Source organism: Betaproteobacteria bacterium, from assembly GCA_016194905.1.
In the GTDB taxonomy this organism is placed as follows: Bacteria; Pseudomonadota; Gammaproteobacteria; order Burkholderiales; family JACQAP01; genus JACQAP01.
This window is the reverse complement of sequence record JACQAP010000028.1, coordinates 133,158-151,537: the sequence shown is the minus strand read 5'-3', so window position 1 is coordinate 151,537 and position 18,380 is coordinate 133,158. Positions and strand designations below refer to the sequence as shown.

Here is an 18,380-nt window from a genome sequence, read left to right as displayed (position 1 = left end):
GTATAGCGACGTGCGGGCCGGGCGGAGTTTCAAATTGAAATATTGGCGGCTCGTCGGGCGGGCGACCAAACCCACCGGACGGCCGAAAACTGCAGACATGATCGAAGTTCTGGTGGTAGACGACGACGCGCTGATGCGTGGACTGCTCGCCGAATGGCTGAGTGATGCGGGCTATCGCGTGCGCCAGGCCGAAAACGGCGCAAACGCGCTGCAGATACTGCACAGCCGGCCCGCCGGCCTGCTGATTACCGACATGGACATGCCCGGCCGCGATGGCGCCCAGACCCTGGACGAAGCGCGCCGCATGCTGCCAGGACTGCCGGTCATCGCCATTTCAGGCGGTGCCCGCGACGGAAGGCAGAACTGGGCCGCGACCGCACTGAAGCTCGGCGCGGCGAAGGCTCTTGCCAAGCCATTCGAACGGCGGGACCTGCTGGCGGCCGTCGAGGAAGTCCTGCCGCGGGACAAATCCGGCGCGGTGCACATGTGAACGATCTCTCCATTGCGCCCGACGCGCAGGATCCGCGGTTGCAACCAGGCAAACCGAGCGCAGGTTCGCGCATCGATTTCCATCTCGCGCTGCGCATTGCGGGGACGCTGATGGTCGTCGTGACGGCAAGCGTTCAGCTCTACGACATCCTGCGCAGGCTGGACATCGTTGTCGAAACGGCCGAGCAGAGCTACGCCAGTCTTTCGCGAACCCTGGCCGAACAGACGCGCAGCGCGGCGCAGGCTGTCGACGTCGTCGTGCAGGACACCGCGACCGTCATGCAGATGACGCGGTTGCGCGCCGACGACCCGCAAATTCACGAGCGCCTGCGCGGTCGCATGCGATTGATTCCCCATATCGAAAACCTGTTCGTCGCCGGCAGAGACGGCCGCGTACTCGCCACTGGCGCCGACGCGACACTGCCTCGCGAATGGGTCGCCCTGCAGCCGTTTTTCCTGGCGCACCGGCAACAAACCGGCTCGGGACTGTTCATCTCACAAGCGTTTCGCAGCGAAGGGGCGGCAAACTGGGCCATCGCGCTGAGCCGCCGTATCAATGACGCCGGCGGCCGTTTCCAGGGTGTGGCGGTTGCCTGGGTAGACCTGGACTACTTCCGGCGTTTCTACCAGGCAATCGATCTCGGCGAGGGCAGCGAGGTCGTCCTGTTTCGCCAGGGCGGCGGGCTGCTGGCGCGCTACCCGTCGGCGGGCGACGAGCTCAGCCGCCCGTTCGCGGAAGAAGCCCTGTTCCGAAGTCTGCTGGCCGGGCAACACAAGACCGCCACGCTGCTGCAAAGCCCAGCGGACGGCCAGGAGCGCATCTACGCGGCCCAGGCCGTCGGCGGTTATCCGCTCGCGGTCGGCGTCAGCGTGAAGAAGACCGCGGTGCTCGATGCCTGGCACGTCCAGGTCATACACAGCACGGTGCGCACCACACTGCTTTGCCTCAGCGTCATCGCGCTGGTCTGGTTGGTCTTGCGCCATCTGCGCCGCAGCGAGCGCGCCGAAGAGCAGTTGCGCGTGCAGACGGCCCTGCTCGACGAACTGTTCGAGAGCGCGCCGGAGGCGATCGTCATGCTCGATCTCGACCAACGCGTGACGCGCGTCAACCGCGAATTCACCCGCATGTTCGGCTATACGGCCGAACAAGTACGCGGCCGGGCGCTCGATACGCTGATCGTCCCCGAGGAACTGCGGCCGGAATGGCAGCGCCTGGCGCGCTCGGTGCGGCATGGCCGGCATACCAGCATGGAAACCGAGCGCATCCGCAACGACGGCCTGCGGTTGCACGTTTCCGAACTCGGCGCACCGATTCTGGTCGCGACCGGCCAGATCGCCAGTTATGCGATCTACCGCGACATCTCGGAAAGACGGCTCGCGGACGCCGAGCGCGACAAGCTGGAAACGCGGCTGCGCCAGGCGGTGAAACTGGAGGCGATCGGCACCATGGCGGGCGGCATCGCGCACGACTTCAACAACATCCTCGCCGCCATCCTCGGCTACGGCGACATGGCGAAAAATGCCGCGCCCGAAGGCAGCATACTCAAGCGCTATGTCGGCAATGTGCTTGCTGCCGCACATCGCGCCAAAGCGTTGATCGACCAGATCCTCACCTATAGCCGCAGCACGCGCGGCCAGCGCACCGTGGTGAACGTGGACGAAGTCGTGGAGGAAACGCTGGAACTCGTGCGGGTATCGTTGCCGAAAGATATCGAGCTGAGTGCACCGCCGGTCGCGCGCCGGGCGGCGGTGATCGCGGACCCGACCCACATCCACCAGTTGATCATGAACCTGTGCCGCAATGCCGTGCACGCCATGGGCGCCGGCGGCCGGCTGACGGTCGCACTGGACGTGATCGATGAGCACGAAGACGCGACGTTGTCCCACGGGCTGTTGCCGGCGGGCCGCTACGTCCGCTTACGGGTCGAAGACACCGGCTGCGGCATGACGCCCGAAGTCGCCGCGCGCATCTTCGAACCTTTTTTCACGACGCGCGAGTCGGGCACCGGCACCGGACTCGGACTGGCGCTGGTGCAGGGCATCGTCACCGATCTTGGCGGCGCGATCGATGTCGCCAGCCGGCCGCGGCAAGGCAGCACGTTCGATATCTACCTGCCGCGCTCGGACGCCGAGGCGATAGAAAAGGCGGACCATGCCGCCCCGCTACCGCGTGGACATGGCGAACGTGTGCTGCTTGTGGAAGACGAGAAACCGCTGATGTTGTTGACCGAGGAAATGCTCGCGGCGCTCAACTACGAACCGGCCGGATTCACGCGTCCGTCCGAAGCGCTCGAGGAGTTCCGCACCGATCCCTCACGCTTCGATGCCGTCGTGCTCGACCATCTCATGCCGGGAATGACCGGCACCGAACTGGCGCGGCAGATGCGGCAGTTGCGCGCCGATGTTCCGGTGGTTCTGATCAGCGGCTACACCGGACCCGTGCTGACCCAGCAGGCGCTTTCCGCGGGCATCGACCACATCCTCACCAAGCCGCTGGATCTGCGGCAGATCGCCGACGCAATATCGAAAGTCCTCGCGCGCGAATTCGTGCGCTGACGCGCTCGCGCCGGCGCATCAGTTACAGATCGTAATGCGCGACCGCATCATGAAATAGCGTCGCAACGCCCAGAGGCGACACTTGCGTGCGTGACATGTGGCGCGGGCGTCCTATTCGCTCTCGTCGTCACTTAAAAAAATCCGACAAACCCGAGGAGAAACCAGTCATGAAGAATCCAGAAAAAGGGTGGAAACGCCGGCTCGCCGTCGCCGCCGCATTTTCATTGCTGAGCGCCGCCGCATTTTCATTGCTGAGCGCCGCCGCAACGGCCCAGGCGCAAGACACCCGGCTTTACGCGTTCAGCTCCACGCCTCTGACCATCGGCAAGGGCATTCTCCAGAACCTCGCGCCGAACGATCCGCCGATCGTGATTCCGGTCGGGTTTTACGTGGTCAGGCATCCAAAGGGCAACATCTTGTTCGACACGGGCTGCAACGACAAGCTGATCAACGATCCCAACTGGTGGCCCGCCGGGTTGCAGTCGCTCAAGCCGATGATGACCCCCGATCTTGCCATGGAAGCCCAATTGAAGAAGATCGGCTTGACCCCCGACGACATCAAGTACGTGGTGGCGAGCCATCTGCACTTGGATCATGGCGGCAACGTCGGCAAGTTCCCCAACTCCACCATCGTGGTGCAGAAGGAGGAGATCCAGAACGCCTTCTGGCCCGAGCCCGGCACCGGCGGCCCGTACATCCTTGGTGACGTCATGCCCCTGCGGGCGCCGAACAGCAACTACCCCAACGCCCAGAAGATGATTCAACTGCAAGGCGACCTCGATATCTTCGGGGACGGTTCGGTGGTGGTGAAGCGCTGGGTGGGGCACACGCCTGGCAGCCAGATGATGACCGTCAAGCTCAAGAACACCGGCCTCATCATCCTGACCGGCGACAACGTCTACTTCCGCGAGAACGTCGAGAAGAGCATACCGCCCAACATCGTCCTGGCCTACAAACCGGATGGGATCTATAGCGCCTATGAGTGGATACGCATGATGATGGCGACCCAAAAGGCGGACTACTTCACCGCCCATGATCCCGACGCGTACAAAGCGATGAAGAAGCCACCTGGCTACTACGACTGAGCAGCTTGCGAATCATCCGCTGCTAAGTTTAAGACACAGCGCTGGGGCGAAACTTCGCCCCAGTTTTTTTGTATTCTCGTCCCAGCTCCTCTTGACTCCCGTTATCGTCGCGGAAAGCCTCACCAAGTACTACGGAGCACGTCTGGCCGTAGACCGGGTCTCCTTCGACGTCAGGCCCAACGAGGTCATGGGGTTACTCGGGCCAAACGGCTCGGGCAAGAGCACCATACTAAGAATCCTCACCGGGTACCTGCGCCCGACCTCCGGCACGGCCAGTGTCGCGGGGTACGACGTGGTCACGCACGGACTCGATGCACGCAAACACCTCGGCTACGTACCGGAGGACGTCCCGCTCTATACGCAGATGCGGGTGAGAGAGTTCCTGGAATTCATGGGCCGTATACGTGGACTCGATGGCGCGAGGCTTCCCGCCGCGATCGATGAGGTGGTCGAGCGATTGTCACTGGGAAACGTGCGCAGCCTGCTTATTTCCAAGCTCTCGCACGGGTATCGCCAACGAGTCGCCATTGCTCAGGCACTGCTCGGAAAACCGAAGCTGCTCGTGCTCGACGAGCCCACCAACGGGCTCGATCCACGCCAGATCATCGAAGTGCGCGAGTTGATCCGCACTTTATCCCGCGAGCTCTCCATCATCGTGACCTCCCACATCCTGGCTGAGATCGAGCGCGTGGCGCACCGAGTCGCCATTCTGCTCGACGGCAAGCTGCTGAGCGTGCATGCGCTCGGCGCTCACGGCGCGAACACGCGGTTGCGCGTGCGCCTGCGCTCCGCAGACGAAGCCACTGTGCGTTCCCACCTGAACTCGGTGCCGGATGTGAGCATTACCGAAGCCGTGCCCACCTTGGGTATCTACATTCTGGATAGCGCCAACGGCACGGCGGATGCGATTCGCGCGCTGGTGCAGGGCGGCTTCGCGGTGGAGGAAGTGAGTGCGACCGGCAGCGGACTGGAGGAGCTGTTTCTGCGGCTGACAGAGGCGGCAGGGAAATGAGGAACTTCCTTCCCCTGCTCGGCAAAGAACTTCGGGCACTGTTCTACTCGCCGATTGCCTACATCATCATCGCGGTGTTCCTGCTCCTGATGGGCTACTCGTTCACATTGACCTTGTTCCTGAACAAGTTCGCCACGCTGATCCACATCTTTTTTCAGTCCGCCGGGCTGCTGCTCCTCCTCATCCCCATCATCACCATGCGGCTCTTCGCCGAGGAACGCAAGGCAGGCACGCTGGAGCTGCTGCTCACCGCCCCGGTGCGCGAGAGCCACGTCGTGCTGGCGAAGTACCTTGCCAGTATGGCGGTGGTGCTCGCGATGATCGCGCTCACCGGCGCCTATGGCATCGTGCTTGGAATGTTCGGATCCCCCGATTGGGGCCCGATCTACAGCGGATATGTCGGCCTCGTGCTGCTCGCGAGCACCTTGGTGGCGCTGGGTCTGACCATCTCCGCGCTCACCTCCAACCAAGTGGCAGCCGCCATCGTCACCATCGGGATTTCGTTCCTGATGTGGACGATCGACACGCTGGCGGCGATGATGCCCGAGGGGCTCGAGCGCGTTCTGATCAGCCTTTCGCTGCTCGCGCACTTCACACCGTTTGCGACCGGGGCGATGTACACGTCTGATCTCGGGTTCTTCGTGAGCACCACGTTGCTGGCTTTGTTCCTCGCCATGCGCGCACTGGCGCGACGGTAAGCCGCCATGGAACATGGCGACATCGAATTGGCTCCGCTGCTGTGGTTCCTCGGCTGGGCGTTCGCTGTGGGAGCGCTATTCTTCGCCGGGCTGCGTCTGCCGCTGCAGACCCGCTTCACCAGCGTAAAGTCCCTCTTCTACAACATTGGCGTCGTGGCAGCGGCGCTGGTCGTTGCCGCGCTGGCGACTACCGCGATCATTCTGCACGACATCCACATCGACCTCACCCGGGAAAAGATCTTCACCCCCTCCAGCCAGGCCATGGCCGTGGTAGACCAGTTGCAGCGCCCGGTGCGGCTGACCTACTTCTATCACGGCCAGGATCCCGAGGGCCGGCGCATCAAAGACGTGCTGGAAGTGATGGGCCGGCGCAACTCCCGGCTTGAGGTACGCACCGTGGATCCCGACCGCGAGCCCTCGCTCGCGCTGTCCTACGGCGTGCGAATGTCCAACGTCGGAATCCTCGAAGCGGAGGGGCGCAAGCTCCTGATCCAGACGACCGACGAACGCGACATTGCCATCGGCATCCAGCGGGTTCTGAGAGAAAAGGTGATCACCGCTTGCTTCCTCGAAGGCCACAACGAGTTTCCGATGGACAACTTCGAGTTCCACACGCACGTCGAAGGCATCGCCGGGCATAGTCACGGCGACGCTTCTTCGAAGCTGATCCAGACGGCCGGTCACGGTATCGGCCGGCTGCGGCGCGCGCTGGAGGCTCAGGGCTACGAGACGCGCAAGGTGATTCTCGCCACCTCACCGAGCGTGCCGGAGATCTGCCAAGTGCTGATTGTCGCGAATCCGCGCACCACTTTCCTGCCGGCGGAGAGCGCCGCCCTGGAAGCGTACTTGCAGAGCGGGGGCTCGCTGTTTGCAATGTTCGATCTCGGCTTCGTGCCGGAACCGCGCCTCGCGGCCCTGATCGAGAAGCTGGGCGTGCGGCTGGCGCAGGAAGCCGTCGTCGATCCGCTCAGTCACTATTCCACCGACGCGGAGATGGTTGCCGTCACCGTTTACGATCAGAACCCGATGACGGCAAACGTTTCGATGACCTTCTACCCCGGGATCCGGCCGCTAATTCCGGTGCAACCCAAGCAGGGAATCAGGGTGGCGCCTCTGTTCTCGAGCAGCCGCGACAGCTATACGCGACCGGTGCAGCCTGTGGGGGTTCGCGAAGCCGGGGAAAGCAGTTCTGCTCCTCGTTCTCGCACCGACGAAGTAGGTCCGCGCCTGCTCGCGGTGGCCGCAGAGGGCCAGCTACCCGGGGCAGCTAGCGAGTCGCCCCGTTTCCGGGCGGTCATCGTGGGCGACGGCGACTTTGCCAGCAATTCCTTTCTTCCGTATCTGTCGAACGGCGATCTGGCGATGGCGATGGTGCGCTGGCTGGTGCGCGAGGAGCGCTCCACCGCGGTGGCAAACCGCATCCCGGTGCCACCGATGATCCTGCTCTCCAGCGCCCAGATGAAGGCGATCTTCCTTCTGGTCGAGGTACTCCTGCCGCTCTCGGTAATTGCACTCGGAGTGATGGTCTGGTGGCGCCGGCGTTGAAAAATCGCACCCTCTGGACGGCGCTGGCCGCCGCGGCCGCTTTCGCATTTCTGGTCGCGATGGTGATTAGCGGCGCACTGCCCGAGCAGCGCCAATTGGTGAAGTTCGAAGCCAAAGGCATCATGAAGCTCGAACCGGACCGCATCTCGCGCGTGGAGCTTCACCAAGGCGAGCGCAAGGCGGTCCTGCTGCGCACGTCCGACGGCAACTGGGCCGTTCAAGGCGGCAGCGCGCTGTCTGCAGAAATGGGAAAGAAACTCTCGCTCGCTGTGCAATTCATGAACACGGCCGGTCCGATTCGCGTCATGGAACCGGCCGAATTGGACGGTACGAACCCGCGCGACTTCGGGCTTGACCAGCCGCGCCTGACCTTCACGCTGTTCGCGGACGCACAGCCCGTGCTCGGCGTGCGCTTCGGCGCGCACAACCCTGAAGACACGGCCCAGTACATGACGTTGGATGGACACCAGGACGTGATTCTGATGTCGCGCTTCGTCGGTCAGGAATGGGAATCGGTGGCCGGCGGAGTGCTTGCGAAGTAAACGGCCTGCAACCACACTTCAAATCGCCCTCAGTCGCCGGCGGGGGCTATGCGGAATTCCTTCACCATCTGGTTGGCTGAAAGGCTGCGCGCCAGCTTGCCGAAGTTCTCCGGGTGCGTGGTCTGGATCATCATGCGGTATTCGAAGCGGTCACCGGTTTCGGTGACCCGATAATTCATATGCGCCGCATCGAATCCATGCCCGGCGAGTTCGGTTCGCAAATCAGCCTCGTCCAGCGTCTCCTCGCGGCGGAATGCAACGTCGAGTCGCGCATAGTTCTGCGTGCGCATATGCGATTCGACCCAGCGAAATATCGACAATACGAAAATCACCAGTGCCGTGGTCACGGCCGCGGGAAAGTAGAAGCCGATGCCGATCAGAATACCGAGCGCGGCGGTGATCCAGATCGACGCGGCGGTCGTCAGCCCCCTGACCGTGATGCCTTCCTTGAAGATGACGCCCGCGCCGAGAAAGCCGATGCCGGTCATGATGCCCTGCGCCATGCGCGTCGGATCCATGCGGATGCTGTCCGGAACGTGGGACTGGATCCATTGCCACTCGTAGACGGTGACCAGCATCAACACCGTCGAGGCCAGGCACACCAGCGTATGTGTGCGGAAACCGGCGGGACGACCGCGGAAGCTGCGCTCAAGGCCGATCAATCCGCCTGCCAGAACGGCGGCGAACAACCTGCCCGCCATCACCATGTGGTCTTCGCTCATTGCACTCAGGGACGAAGGATATAGAGGAACTCTAGGACCAGTTTGATCAGGATTCAAGACAAGACGTAAAAGAAGGAATTTGTTTTTCCCTGGTCCCCGCTCTTGCCGGCGCTTCCAGCGCCGGCGCGCCGACGGTACACTGGCGCCGGAATACAAGTTGAAACAGAATAATTCCCCGCACCCGCAAACCTTGAAGGGAGGCTTTGTGTACCTGCTACGTAATCCCGATGATCCTCGACGGCGCCTGCTGGTCAAGCTGCTTGCCGCCGGTGCATTCTCGTCCCTGCCCATGGGCCGCGTCCTTGCCGACGTGCTCGGCGAGACGCCAGGCAAGCTGCCGCCCGACCGTTCCATCTACCGGCTCAGCGGTCAGGTCAGCGTCAATGGAACACCTGCTACGCTGAAAAGCCGGATCGGCCTCAACGACACGATTGAAACCGGCAAGAGTTCGGAAGTGGTGTTCGTCAGCGGCGTCAGCGCCTTCATCCTGCGCGAGTCGAGCCGCATGAGTCTCGGACAGCAGTCAGCGACCAACGCCGTGGTCAATGCGCTGCGTCTGGTCACTGGCAAGGTGTTGGCAGTATTCGGTCCGAACAATCCCCAGCGGATCGCCACCATCACCGCCACCATCGGCGTTCGCGGCACCGGTGTGTATGCGGAAACCGATCCCGAACAGACCTACTTCTGTACGTGCTACGGGATCACGGATATCAACGCCAACAGCGATCCCAACAGCCGCAAGACGGTGACGTCGAAGCACCACGACGAGCCGGTGTACATCCTGGCGAAGCCGAAGGACGGCAAGACCATTCGCAAAGCCCCCTTCATCAATCACACTGACCAGGAGCTGATGCTGATCGAAACCCTCGTCGGCCGCAGCCCGCCTTTCGTGTTTCCGTCGGAGGATTACGGCGGACCGCGCAAAGACTATTGAGCGCACCGTAGGAAAACAAAAAGGCCGGCCGAGGACACTCAGCCGACCTTTTTTCATCTTTTTGCCTCAATTTCCAGGCGGCGCACCGTCCTGAATCCACTTCAGGAAGTTGTCGTAATTCGACCCCGATGCTGTGCTGCTGAAGGGCGTCTGCGCACCCATGGCGCCGCACCCTGCGTTCGGACACACCAGCAGCAGGCTGGACGATGCCGTCCCCAAATTCACCCGGCGGATGACACGGCCCCAGAGCGTCCTCCCGTCAGAACCGGTAACGTTCTGCCAAGACGGCGCACCGCCGCCCACGCCCGGATCCGCTCCGGATCCAGAATGGCACCCGGTACACGCTGGTGACACAGAGGGGAATGTTCCGGCCACCGTGCTAAATGTAATGCCGTTGCTGGGCGCAATGCTGAATGTGCTCGTAGTGAATGTCGTATTCGAAGCCGCGTCCGTGACATCGAGTCGCACCGTATAACTTCCAGTCGCCCTGATAGTCAATGTCGGCGCGGAAGAGGAAGCATTCGAAAACGATGCGGCTCCATTGGTCCCGTCCGGCTGGCTGGTAATCGACCAGGCAAAGGTCAATGGCAGCAGTCCGTTGCTTCCCGTACTGTTCAATGAAACCGGGACGGTGGCGGTGGACGGCGTGCCGGAGGAAGGTGTACCCCCGCTAAAGCTTCGCGTCTGCGACGCGCCACCGCTGACAACGATATTCGCCGCAACCGGCGTCCCGCTGGTAACGATGATCGAGTGCGTCGTATTGCTCGATCCGATGTTGGAAACCGTGAGCATGATCTGATACGTTCCGAGCGCAGAGACGTTGAGCGTCGTGGTCGTGCACGAAGTCGTCGATGTAAGCGAGGCACCGGCACCAGAGACGATCTGCCACTGACAAGTAGTCGGGCTACCGGTGCTGGTGTTGGTAAGCACAATACCTGTGGGCAGCGCAGCGATGGGCACGGTGCTTCCGTTCGTTGGCGTAAAACCAGCCGTGATCGGATTCTCGGTCACGGTGATCGGAAGTTGTACGGTGTCAGTGAAGCCGCCGCCGGTAACCTGAAGTTGCACGACATAGTTGCCGACGTCATGTACAACCAGGGTCGGCGTCGCGGTAGTTGAATTGCTGATGCTCGGAGCAGGGAAAACCGAAACCGGCGCCGACACGATCGACCACAGGTAGGTCAGCCCGGTTCCAACGCTTTGCGTACCACTCAGGGAAATATTGGCCGATAGCGGCGAGCCCGAGAAGGTGACTGTCGTGCTGCTGGTTGCCGACGCATTAGCCACCGCTCCACCCGATTGCGCACCGTAGAGAATCCAGTTGTAAATGATGGAGAAGTTCGACAACCCGCCCGCCGTGGCAAGATCGAACAAGGTGCCGCCGTTGTGATGTTTGCCGGTAGGCTTGCGCAACAGCGGGCTTTCACCGAACTCCGTCAAATTAACGCGCCCCATGATTTCGCTGTAGAACCAGTCATCGTCGATTGAATTGCCTGCACCGCCGCTGAAATTGCGGTCGAAATCGGTGTACCAGATTGGCGGCGTCGCTGCAGGTTGTGGCAGCGCGCTTGGAAGGTGGCACGTGGTGCAAGTCGACCCGTTCTGCAGCACATCCTTCACATGGGCGAACCTGAGATTGGCCGGATCGCGGAAAGTGTCGTTGACCACGACATTGACCGTCTTCGAATCGGACTGTGCGCCGTTGCTTACGGTCAGATGCACAATGTAGGTATTCGGGAAAGCTGAAAGGAAGGTGGCCGTCTGCGAGTTGGGATTGGTAATGGCTGCGCCAGGAGTCGAGGCATCCAGAGTCCAGCTGTAGCTAGTCGCGAAAAGACTGTCGCCGCCGTAGAGCCTCGCGTTGAATCCGGTACGCACCATCCGGTTCGGGCCCGGTTCGGCGATCGGTCGGCCCGGCTGCTTGGCGGCACCGCTCGAAGTCGTCGCGGTTCCCACGCCGAGGATCGAATCGATGTAGCTCGCCAGAATTGACGGTCCATTGGATTTCCAGAAATCCTGGTAAACCAGAAACGCCAACGGCATGTTGCCGCGGTCGAAGACATGGGCCTTGATGCGGCTTGCGTAACTCCGGAATTTCGCTTCGCTGTCGAAATCGATGTCGCTCTGATTCGCCGTGCCGCGCAAGAGATGGCAAGTGCGACAAAACGGCGCCACGACCTGCTGGTACAACTGCACATTGGTGGCGCCGGTGTTCCAGCCCGCGGGCAAATAAGTGTCGGAGAACTGTGCATTCGGCAGGGCGGCACCGCCATACCAGTTCTGGATCAGCGCGGCAGCCGTGCCCTGCCACTCGTTGGCGCCCGCGGTGGGCCGCGTGCAAGTGCCCCCGGGCACGTTGACCGTGCCTCCGCCCGGGTAGGAGCACAGCACCCACTCGTTGAAGATCTTGAGAACGGACTCCTGGTCCGCGCGCGTGAATCCGGGCGTCGTGGCCCATTCGAAGCTGTCCACATTGAATGCCTGCAGCCTGGCCTGCACGTCGCCGCGCTTGCGCGACAGCGCATTTTCCACGAGGGCGTAGGTCGATTGCGGCGTCAGCGGATCGGCACGCCCCCCGTGACAGCTTATGCAGATGCCCGGCATGGACTTCAGGCCCCGGCCATCGAGATTCAACGTGTTCTGTCGCTGGCCGGTGGTGGGATCGAAGTTGAAGTATTTCGTGAAATTGACGGTGATATCACAATCCGACGAGTCCGAAGCCGTGCATTGAGCCGGGCTCCATTCGATGGCGTTGGTACCGACATGCCACGTCGGGTCCCGCACGACGGCCGCATCCACATTCACCTGCGAATAGCCACCCGGCACGTTGCTGACGTTATAGTTCTCGACGAAGAACGCGATGCTGCCGTCCGAGTTCCGGCGACCGGTCATGCGCCGGCCGTATCCCAAATCCCGAACGTCGCGGAATACCGCCACAAACTCCTGAGCGCCCGTGCCAAACTGGTTCTTGTTCTTCCAGGAGGCAAGCGTATTTCTTTCGCTAAAGGGGTCCACTGCCGCGTAATAAGCCTGCGCAAAGGCGTTGGTGTCCGTTTGAAAGTTACCGCTGGGTTCGACGATCGGATTCGGGAACAGCAGGAAGCGATCAAGCCCCAGCGGGACGGCCGCCGTACCCGCGGCGGCTTCATCTCCCGAGTTTCCCTGAGTACAGCCGCCGAGCAGCGCGCCGCAAGAAACCAGCAGAAGAAAGATCGCAAAGCGCAAATGGTTCATGGCTCGGGCTCCTAGAACCGGATCAGAATCGACAACGTCACCTGATTGTCCACGTAGTCGATCTTTTCGGTCGTCACCACGCTCGGTGGCTGGTCGTGCGGGCGTGAATACGCGGCTCGATAGGCGAGATCCAGCGCAGCATGCTCGCCAAGCGCGAAGTTGTAGCCAATCGTCGCGATGCCCGTATAAGCCTTGAGCCGGTAGGAAAATCGGGTGGTGTCGGTGAAAACGTCGTCCTGGATAACTGCCTTTGCAATATCGAAGTACGCCAGGTTGGAGCGGGCCGTGGAGACGATGTCACCGTCCCGGGCCTCGAATCCGAAATACAGGGTCTGTCGTTGCGACAGCGAATAATCCACGTTGGCGCGCACGGAAACTTCCTTGGTATCGAAGACCGCGCTGCGGCCGTCGCGCTGGTTGTAGGCCAGGGCGCTGAAGAAGAAAATCCTGTCGGTCACCGGCTTCCTGACCGACAAACCGGCAGAGGTACGGTAACCATCGCGAAGATTGGAGTCGTACCAGTCCTCGCCCTGCCGCACGAATATTCCCCAGATCGGCTCGCTGAATCGCCCGGAGTTGCGGTACTGGAGTTCGCCCTGGAGATTGGCGTAGAGCCGGTCGAGGCCGGAGTAGCGTTTGAATTTTTCCCCGCCGACGTTCGCGTTGAGCACCAGACGGGAGGTTCCCGACAGTTGCCAGGGGAGGCTCGCGCCCAGGTTCAGCGTGCCGAAGGAATCATAGAGCTTGTCGTCCTTGCGGGCGCGGGAAATGTTGTCGTCGTAGGTGGCATCCGAGGTGAACCGGAAGCGGATGTCGTTCAGGTCAGCAAACGCCGAGGGCGCCCAGAGCGCAGCGCAAGCCATCGCGGCCGTGAGAAACCGGCGCGAAACGCCAGAAAACACCCCTTGCCGCGCAGGATTGCGCGGGACCGCTCCCTTGGATCGCATGAACGCAGTTCACCTTTTATAAAACTTCTTTTGCGCCTTGCGGGGTTTTTGCGGCCCGGTTGACCCGGAAAACGCCGCACCCGTGGCGGGTGACCTGCCTAATGTATCCATTTCCCGACAATTCCGAAAGGCCCGTCGGGGGTGGCCTGGCCCTGCGTGATCCCCACCCCTCCCGTCCAAAGTCCCTCGAGGGCGGCGCCGGCAGTGCTTTCTAGGCTGCCCGGGCGGTGCCGGGCGATTCTTCCTTTTCGATCCGGTTCCACAGGCCGCGGATCATATCCTTCAGCATCAGTGCTTCCTGCCAGCGATCGGACAGTTCATAGCCGTCGGGACCGGTCATGGCGTATTCCCTAGGCCCCAGTTCGCACAGAAACGTCAGTGTCGCGTCTAGGGGCGCGCGCCTACGCCAGTTGCGGAAGCCGTATTCCCACCAGCCCATGAACAAGTCCAGCCAGTCCTTGTGGTGGGGAAAGCTGATCTGCACCTGGACCTGTTCCCGGCTGGCAACTCGGCCATGGAAACCCCAGCAGTTGTCGATAATGCGGTGCATATAGCCGTGGTTCACGTCGCTGATCGGCCATGCGAACTCGCGGCCGACCACGTAGTGCGATAGGTCGCCGGTCAGGTGCAGGTCGGGAAAGCAGTCGAGCAACTGCATGGTGAAGAACAGATCGGTGGTCATCCGGTCTCGGTGCGTCTCTATATGGACCGGAATCTTCGCGTCGTGCGCGAGCCGGCGCCAACCCTCGATATACGGAATGCATTCCTGGATCGAGTAAGGCCGCACGTCAGGTTGCAGGTTGATGTGATCCGCGCCGAGTTCCTTGACGTGTTCCAGAATGGGTTTGAGATCGTCGACCTTCTGTGGATAGCACTGCGCCTGCCACGTCATGTTGTGCGCACGCAGGAAGTCGGTAATTTCCCTGGCGTACTGGTAGTCGAAAAAGCGCACGCCGCAACCATCGAAACCGGCGCCGTGGATCATGGTGAGCTTCTCGTCGAGCGTCCACTCCTTGCCGTCGGGACGGCGGCGCTCCATGGCCCACAACGACTGGTAAACAAGCAGCTTTTGCATATAAAGCTCCTTAACTGGAACCGCCAAGACGCGAAGGCGCCAAGGAAACGCAAAGAATAGCGTTCAAGAAACTGGATATCGCACCTACTCGACAGGACCGGTCAAACTCTGGTCCGCTTTTACTCTGCTTTTGTTTTCCTTTGCGAACTTTGTTTTCCTTTGCGAACCCTTTGCGTCTTTGCGCCTTTGCGGTTAGGGGTTCAACTGCGAAGCATGATGCCGCAGATGATCTTCCATGAAGGTCGAGATGAAGAAGTAGCCGTGATCGTAGCCTTCATGACGGCGCAACGTCAGCGGTTGGCCGACATCACGGCACGCCGCCTCGAGGATTTCGGGATAGAGCTGGTCGGAGAGGAATTTATCTGCCAGTCCCTGATCCACCAGAATCGGGCCTGCAAACCGCGCACGCTTCACCAGTTCGCTGGCATCGTATTCCCGCCACGCGGCATGGTCGTCACCTAGATACCCCGTGAACGCCTTGTTCCCCCAAGGGCAGCGCATCGGCGCGGCGATCGGCGCGAATGCGGAAAGCGATTTGTACTGTCCGGGATTGCGCAGCGCGCACACCAGCGCGCCGTGTCCGCCCATGGAGTGGCCGAAGATGCCCTGCCGATCTGCATCCGCGGGGAATTTCTCTGCAATCAGCGCCGGCAGTTCACGCGTGACATAACTGTACATCCGGTAATGCCTGGACCACGGTTCGCGAGCGGCATCGACATAGAAGCCGGCGCCGACGCCGAAATCCCAGGAGTCGGACTCCCCCAGTAGGTTCGCACCGCGCGGGCTGGTGTCGGGCGCGACCAGCATCAGACCCAGTTCCGCCGCGATGCGCTGTGCGCCCCCCTTGATGGCGAAGGTCTCTTCGGTACAGGTCAGTCCCGCGAGGTAGTACAGCACCGGCAGCTTGGCCGACTTCGCCCGCGGCGGCTGGAACACCGAGAACTTCATGTCCAGCCCGATCTCCTTCGAAGCGTGCGAGTAGTAACCCTGCACGCCTTCAAAGCATTTATGTTCGCTGATTGTTTTCATCTAGGTCAAAACCCAACGCAGAGGCGCAGAGGGCACAGAGAACGCAGAGAAATACGAACACGGAAATTCTTCATCAAAATTGCGGGTGCCGCCAAATGGGTGCCATATGCCGTTTTCATTTGGTAACTTTTCTTGCCTTTACTCTGCGTACTCTGTGCCCTCTGCGCCTTAAGGTGAAACACTTACGGCTGAAGCTGCTGCGTTGGGTGTATGCATTAGAAAACCACCACAGACCGGATAGATTCGCCGGCATGCATGAGGTCGAAGCCTTTGTTGATGTCTTCGAATTTGAGCTTGTGCGTGATCAGGTCGTCGATGTTGATTTTCTTCTCCATGTACCAGTCGACGATTTTCGGTACGTCGGTGCGGCCTCGTGCCCCACCGAAAGCCGTCCCCTTCCAGACGCGGCCGGTGACCAACTGAAATGGCCGCGTGGCGATCTCCGCACCCGCCGGCGCAACGCCGATGATCACCGATACGCCCCAGCCCTTGTGGCAGCACTCCAGCGCCTGGCGCATCAGCTTCACGTTACCGATGCACTCGAAGCTGTAGTCGGCGCCGCCCCTGGTCAGGTTGACGAGATACGGGACCAGTTCGTTTTCGGCCATGTCTTTCGGATTCACAAAATGGGTCATGCCGAATTTCTCGGCAAGTGCGCGCCGTTTCGGATTGATGTCCACCCCGATGATCATGTTGGCACCGGCCATGCGCGCGCCTTGCACGACGTTGAGTCCGATGCCGCCCAGCCCGAAAATCACCACGTTCGCGCCCGGCTCGACCTTCGCTGTGTTGATCACGGCGCCGATGCCGGTGGTGACGCCGCAACCGATGTAGCAGACCTTGTCGAACGGCGCGTCCTCGCGGATTTTCGCCAGCGAGATTTCCGGCACGACCGTGTAGTTTGCGAACGTCGATGTGCCCATATAGTGGTGCAGTTTCTTCCCGCCAAGCGAGAAGCGGCTGCTGCCGTCCGGCATCACGCCCTGACCCTGCGTTACGCGAATCGACTGGCACAAGTTCGTTTTATGCGACACGCAGTACTCGCATTCGCGGCACTCCGGCACATACAGCGGAATGACGTGATCGCCCTTCTTCAGGCTTTTTACGTTCGGGCCGACGTCGACCACGATGCCCGCGCCTTCGTGGCCGAGTATGGAGGGAAACAACCCTTCGGGATCGGCGCCTGAGAGCGTGAATTCGTCGGTGTGGCAGATACCGGTGGCCTTGATCTCGACCAGCACTTCCCCGGCCCTGGGGCCTTCGAGCTGCACGGTTTCGAGGGAAAGCGGCGCGCCGGCCTTGTGCGCGACTGCTGCGCGGACATCCATGACTGCTCCTCCTTAATTGTTATGTTCTGACTGCGTGGATTGCCCGGGGCCTGCGGCCCGCAGCCCCGAAAAAAACAAACGGCGGGACTAGCCCGCCGTCGGTGAATGATGGCCCCTCAGGTCGCTGCCGCTTTGACGTCGAAGAAGCGGTTGCGCAACGCCGTCTGGTTCTCATAGATCGAACCTTGCGCGAGCGCCGGGGGTAACGGCATGCGAATCGGCACTTTTTCGGTCCTCGGTTCCAGCGTCGGTTCGCCGCAAACCATGCGGCTGTTGAATTCATCGAGGTCCTTGAAGTTGACCAGCGGCCAGGCATCCGCAGCGGTGCATTCGTAGAGCAGCAGCTGCCGTGGTCTTTCCGAGGTGTTTTGCGCCGAGCCATGCACCAGCCGCACATGGTGAAAGGAACACGATCCGGCTTTTCCGACACACGGCACAGCCTTCGAATAATCCAGCTCCGGGGTTTTCGTGGGATCCATCGCGCCGCAGAAACGGCCGTCGAGATGATGGTCCCAGACCTTGTTTATGCGATGCGTGCCCGGCATCAACAGCAGCGGACCGTTTTCCATCTCCACGTCGTCGAGCATGACGCCGATGGCGAGGATGTCGTCGTTGGTATGCGGATAGAACGCCCAGTCCTGATGCCATTCGACCGGGGAGCCGTACTTCGGCGCCTTCACATTGAGCTTCGATCCATGCAGGCGGATGTCCTTGCCGAGCAGCGCCTTGAGGATCGAGGTCATGACCGGCTGTTTGACGACCTCCATGAAGAACGGGTCGACCTTGTGCGGTGTTTTGATGCGACGCACACGAGGATTTTCGGGCGTATGCGTCGGTTCCAGGTCATAGATGTCGTTGTGGGTCTTGACGCCGGCGGCCTTGGCCACCAGGTCGGCGATCACCTTGCGTATTTTTGCAAGGGTTGTCGCGTCGAGCACGTTCTCGACCAGCAGGTAGCCGTTCTCGCGATAGAACTCTACGTCTTTTGCCTTGAGCACTTCTTTCCTCCGTGGAATTGCGGACTTGGCGTGATTTTACGCCGTCCGGCACTGGGCCGGGATGCAATCCGCGCTGCTATGCAGCAGCGGACCCGAAGGCTGTCGGCGACGCTTTTCGATCCGAACAGCAGTGGATTGTTGCAGTCTGAAACCGAATGACTACGAGTTGAAATGTCAGAAAAGTTG

General features: G+C 61.3%; 15 protein-coding genes. 8 read left to right on the top strand and 7 right to left on the bottom strand.

Features of this window, described 5'->3' with window-relative positions; genetic code table 11:
• Positions 1-97 precede the first annotated feature (97 nt).
• From HY067_19070 to HY067_19040, 7 genes are all read left to right on the top strand, one after another.
• Positions 98-490, top strand: coding sequence for a response regulator (locus HY067_19070; protein ID MBI3530054.1), 393 nt, complete (start codon positions 98-100; stop codon positions 488-490).
• Entirely contained in the window at positions 487-3,045 is a 2,559-nt protein-coding gene (locus HY067_19065) for a PAS domain S-box protein (protein MBI3530053.1), read from the top strand. Before HY067_19070 ends, HY067_19065 begins: the two co-directional genes overlap by 4 nt.
• Before the next feature lie 167 nt (positions 3,046-3,212).
• On the top strand, positions 3,213-4,130 hold the full coding sequence (locus HY067_19060; GenBank protein MBI3530052.1) for an N-acyl homoserine lactonase family protein: 918 nt from the start codon (positions 3,213-3,215) through the stop codon (positions 4,128-4,130).
• Positions 4,131-4,221: 91 nt separating this feature from the next.
• A complete protein-coding gene (locus tag HY067_19055; GenBank protein MBI3530051.1) occupies positions 4,222-5,142 on the top strand; it encodes an ABC transporter ATP-binding protein in 921 nt (306 codons plus the stop codon).
• Positions 5,139-5,840, top strand: coding sequence for an ABC transporter permease subunit (locus HY067_19050; GenBank protein MBI3530050.1), 702 nt, complete (start codon positions 5,139-5,141; stop codon positions 5,838-5,840). Before HY067_19055 ends, HY067_19050 begins: the two co-directional genes overlap by 4 nt.
• Before the next feature lie 6 nt (positions 5,841-5,846).
• Entirely contained in the window at positions 5,847-7,385 is a 1,539-nt protein-coding gene (locus tag HY067_19045; GenBank protein ID MBI3530049.1) for a GldG family protein, read from the top strand.
• Positions 7,382-7,927, top strand: coding sequence for a hypothetical protein (locus HY067_19040; GenBank protein ID MBI3530048.1), 546 nt, complete (start codon positions 7,382-7,384; stop codon positions 7,925-7,927). Before HY067_19045 ends, HY067_19040 begins: the two co-directional genes overlap by 4 nt.
• 29 nt (positions 7,928-7,956) lie before the next feature.
• Here the strand turns inward: HY067_19040 and HY067_19035 are convergent, their stop codons facing one another.
• Complete coding sequence (locus HY067_19035; protein MBI3530047.1) at positions 7,957-8,649, bottom strand: MgtC/SapB family protein; 693 nt, start codon at positions 8,647-8,649, stop codon at positions 7,957-7,959.
• 289 nt (positions 8,650-8,938) lie between these two features.
• Here HY067_19035 and HY067_19030 point away from each other — a divergent pair, with 289 nt between their 5' ends.
• Complete coding sequence (locus HY067_19030; GenBank protein MBI3530046.1) at positions 8,939-9,583, top strand: FecR domain-containing protein; 645 nt, start codon at positions 8,939-8,941, stop codon at positions 9,581-9,583.
• Between the two features lie 66 nt (positions 9,584-9,649).
• Here the strand turns inward: HY067_19030 and HY067_19025 are convergent, their stop codons facing one another.
• From HY067_19025 to HY067_19000, 6 genes are all read right to left on the bottom strand, one after another.
• Positions 9,650-12,817 (bottom strand): hypothetical protein, encoded by a 3,168-nt coding sequence (locus tag HY067_19025; protein MBI3530045.1) that lies wholly within the window; start codon positions 12,815-12,817, stop codon positions 9,650-9,652.
• Between the two features lie 11 nt (positions 12,818-12,828).
• Positions 12,829-13,764 (bottom strand): hypothetical protein, encoded by a 936-nt coding sequence (locus tag HY067_19020; protein ID MBI3530044.1) that lies wholly within the window; start codon positions 13,762-13,764, stop codon positions 12,829-12,831.
• A gap of 211 nt (positions 13,765-13,975) precedes the next feature.
• Positions 13,976-14,839 (bottom strand): sugar phosphate isomerase/epimerase, encoded by an 864-nt coding sequence (locus HY067_19015; protein MBI3530043.1) that lies wholly within the window; start codon positions 14,837-14,839, stop codon positions 13,976-13,978.
• Between the two features lie 192 nt (positions 14,840-15,031).
• Positions 15,032-15,868 (bottom strand): S-formylglutathione hydrolase, encoded by an 837-nt coding sequence (gene fghA, locus HY067_19010; protein MBI3530042.1) that lies wholly within the window; start codon positions 15,866-15,868, stop codon positions 15,032-15,034.
• A 215-nt stretch (positions 15,869-16,083) separates the two neighbouring features.
• Positions 16,084-17,196, bottom strand: a complete 1,113-nt coding sequence (locus HY067_19005; GenBank protein ID MBI3530041.1) for an S-(hydroxymethyl)glutathione dehydrogenase/class III alcohol dehydrogenase — start codon at positions 17,194-17,196, stop codon at positions 16,084-16,086.
• 116 nt (positions 17,197-17,312) lie between these two features.
• Positions 17,313-18,194 carry a phytanoyl-CoA dioxygenase family protein gene (locus tag HY067_19000; GenBank protein ID MBI3530040.1) on the bottom strand — a complete coding sequence of 294 codons (882 nt, stop codon included), beginning with the start codon at positions 18,192-18,194 and terminating at the stop codon, positions 17,313-17,315.
• Between the last annotated feature and the right edge of the window lie 186 nt (positions 18,195-18,380).

Excerpts from the sequence above, each read along its gene's own strand:
- HY067_19070 (MBI3530054.1), top strand. The coding sequence starts at position 98 with ATGATCGAAGTTCTGGTGGTAGACGACGACGCGCTGATGCGTGGACTG.
- HY067_19060 (MBI3530052.1), top strand. The coding sequence starts at position 3,213 with ATGAAGAATCCAGAAAAAGGGTGGAAACGCCGGCTCGCCGTCGCCGCC.
- HY067_19050 (MBI3530050.1), top strand. The coding sequence starts at position 5,139 with ATGAGGAACTTCCTTCCCCTGCTCGGCAAAGAACTTCGGGCACTGTTC.
- HY067_19045 (MBI3530049.1), top strand. The coding sequence starts at position 5,847 with ATGGAACATGGCGACATCGAATTGGCTCCGCTGCTGTGGTTCCTCGGC.
- HY067_19035 (MBI3530047.1), bottom strand. The coding sequence starts at position 8,649 with ATGAGCGAAGACCACATGGTGATGGCGGGCAGGTTGTTCGCCGCCGTT.
- HY067_19030 (MBI3530046.1), top strand. The coding sequence starts at position 8,939 with ATGGGCCGCGTCCTTGCCGACGTGCTCGGCGAGACGCCAGGCAAGCTG.
- HY067_19025 (MBI3530045.1), bottom strand. The coding sequence starts at position 12,817 with ATGAACCATTTGCGCTTTGCGATCTTTCTTCTGCTGGTTTCTTGCGGC.
- HY067_19020 (MBI3530044.1), bottom strand. The coding sequence starts at position 13,764 with ATGCGATCCAAGGGAGCGGTCCCGCGCAATCCTGCGCGGCAAGGGGTG.
- HY067_19015 (MBI3530043.1), bottom strand. The coding sequence starts at position 14,839 with ATGCAAAAGCTGCTTGTTTACCAGTCGTTGTGGGCCATGGAGCGCCGC.
- fghA (MBI3530042.1), bottom strand. The coding sequence starts at position 15,868 with ATGAAAACAATCAGCGAACATAAATGCTTTGAAGGCGTGCAGGGTTAC.
- HY067_19005 (MBI3530041.1), bottom strand. The coding sequence starts at position 17,196 with ATGGATGTCCGCGCAGCAGTCGCGCACAAGGCCGGCGCGCCGCTTTCC.